Origin of the sequence: uncultured Sphingomonas sp., assembly GCF_964250165.1 — a bacterium.
Classification (GTDB): Bacteria; Pseudomonadota; Alphaproteobacteria; order Sphingomonadales; family Sphingomonadaceae; genus Sphingomonas.
In genome coordinates, this window is record NZ_CAXUEK010000151.1 from 1 (window position 1) to 2,022 (window position 2,022).

Sequence of the window (2,022 nt, forward strand, 5' to 3'; positions counted from 1 at the left end):
GAACAGCCCCTGGCCGAACAGCCCCTGGCCGAACAGCCCCTAGCCGAACAGCCATAGCCCGAGCAGGCGGCCGGGCAGGAAGGCGAACAGGCCGGCGATCACCAGGCCGGTATAGACCCGCAGCATCGTCCGGCGATGCTGGACGATGTCGCCGCGCATCGCCAGCATCACGCCCCGCGGCACGCCGACCAGGGTGATGACCGACAGCAGGTGGATGGGGCTGAGATGGCCCATCAGGCCGTGCAGCCCGAAGCTGGAGAGCGCGCCGACCAGCATCAGCACCGCCCACAGCCGGCCGAGCCGCCGGTGGGTGCGATCGCCCTTGCGCCGGAACAGGACATAGGCGCCGAGCGGCAGCGCCGGGACGACCGTCGCGACGTGCAGCGCCAGCCACAGGCTGCGATCGGCCGGCAGCACGATCCCGCCGTGCGCGAGCTGGCGCGCCACGGCGAGCAGGATCGCGGCGAACAGCGCGGCCGCGGCAGCGGCGGTGACGGCGTCTCGGGTCGGCAGGGGGCGGGTCGGCAGGGCGCGGGTCGGCAGGGGGCGGGTCGGCTGGGGGCGGGTCGGCAGTGGGCGGGGCAGGGCGGTGGCGGACATGACGGCTCCTCGGAAAGGACGGGCCGACCCTGCCCCCGGCCCGCTCGCGGGCAAGCGCGGCTGCGTGAGCCGCGGCCTGGTTTTCGTGGATGCGGCATTGGGCGCGGGCGTGTACCGTTGGCGCGGCGTGAACGGACGGGCGGCATGGGCGCGAGGCTGGGCGATCGAGGCGGCGGTGATGCTCGCCGCGGCGCTGCTGCTCGCGCTGCTGGGGCCGTTCGGCACCTGGGCGATCCCGTTCGGCGCGCGCGTGGCCGCCTGGCTGGTCTTCGCGGCCGGCGGCTATCTCTGTTTCCGCCCGGTGGTCGGGGCGGGACAGGTGCTGGCGGCGCATACCCGGCTGCCGCTGGCGGTGGCGCTGGGTCCTCGCCTGCCTGCTCGCCGCGCTGCCGACGACGCTGGTGGTCGCCTGGGCGCTGGCCGGCATGGCCGCGAGCGAGATGCGGCTGGCGGCGCTGGCCGGGCTCTATCCGCAAGTGCTGCTGGTCGGGCTGCTGGTCACCGCCGCGCAGGTGGCGCTCGGCCGCGCGCGGGCGACCGGGCCGGGTGCCGCCGCCGCGCCCCCGGTCGCCGTGCCCGACGGTGTCCAGCCGGGCGCGGACCCCTCGCCCGCCCCGCCCCGCTTCCTCGATCGCCTGCCGCCGGCGATCGGGAGCGACCTGATCGCGCTGGAGCAGGAGGATCATTATCTGCGCGTCCACACCGCGCTCGGCAGCGCGCTGATCCTGATGCGGATGCGCGACGCCGCCGACGAGCTGGCGGCAGTGGACGGCGCGCGCATCCATCGCAGCTGGTGGGTCGCGCGCGACGCGGTGGCGGCGGTGATCCGCCGCGACCGGGCGGTGGCGCTGCGGCTGGTGAACGGGCTGGAGGCGCCGGTCGCGCGCGCCGCCGCCCCGGCGTTGCGCGCGCGCGGCTGGCTTTGACCCCGTTGCGCTCGCGCGGCGGGCGGCTATGACCCGGCCCCGCGCGGGAGAGACACCATGAAGCTGATGACCGGCAACGCCAACCGGCCGCTCGCGCGCGCGATCGCCGCCTATTGCGACGTGCCGCTGACCGACGCCGCCGTCCGCCGCTTCGCCGACGAGGAGGTGTTCGTCGAGATCAACGAGAATGTCCGCGGCGAGGACGTGTTCGTGCTCCAGTCGACCGGCTACCCGGCCAACGACAATCTGATGGAGCTGCTCATCATGATCGACGCGCTGAAACGCGCGTCGGCGCGGCGCATCACCGCGGTCGTCCCCTATTTCGGCTATGCGCGGCAGGACCGCAAACCCGGCCCGCGCACGCCGATCTCGGCCAAGCTGGTGGCGAACCTCATCACCGTCGCGGGTGCCGACCGGGTGTTGTCGATCGACCTGCACGCGGGGCAGATCCAGGGCTTCTTCGATATCCCGACCGACAATCTCTACGCCGCGCCGG

At 74.5% G+C, this 2,022-nt stretch carries 3 protein-coding genes; 2 read left to right on the forward strand and 1 reads right to left on the reverse strand.

What is annotated here, in order from left to right:
- Positions 1-39: 39 nt before the first annotated feature.
- Positions 40-600 (reverse strand): DUF2306 domain-containing protein, encoded by a 561-nt coding sequence (locus tag ACFE64_RS15645; protein WP_375393377.1) that lies wholly within the window; start codon positions 598-600, stop codon positions 40-42.
- Between the two features lie 401 nt (positions 601-1,001).
- Between ACFE64_RS15645 and ACFE64_RS15650 the strand changes: the two genes are divergently transcribed.
- Together ACFE64_RS15650 and prs are read left to right on the forward strand one after the other, a co-directional pair.
- Positions 1,002-1,526 (forward strand): LytTR family DNA-binding domain-containing protein, encoded by a 525-nt coding sequence (locus ACFE64_RS15650; RefSeq protein WP_375393378.1) that lies wholly within the window; start codon positions 1,002-1,004, stop codon positions 1,524-1,526.
- Between the two features lie 57 nt (positions 1,527-1,583).
- Positions 1,584-2,022 (forward strand): ribose-phosphate diphosphokinase (prs, locus tag ACFE64_RS15655; protein WP_375393379.1); only part of this gene is annotated, 439 nt, incomplete at its 3' end.

What these genes read in the sequence shown, in the direction of transcription:
- ACFE64_RS15645 (WP_375393377.1), bottom strand. Translation starts at nt 600, where the DNA reads ATGTCCGCCACCGCCCTGCCCCGCCCACTGCCGACCCGCCCCCAGCCG.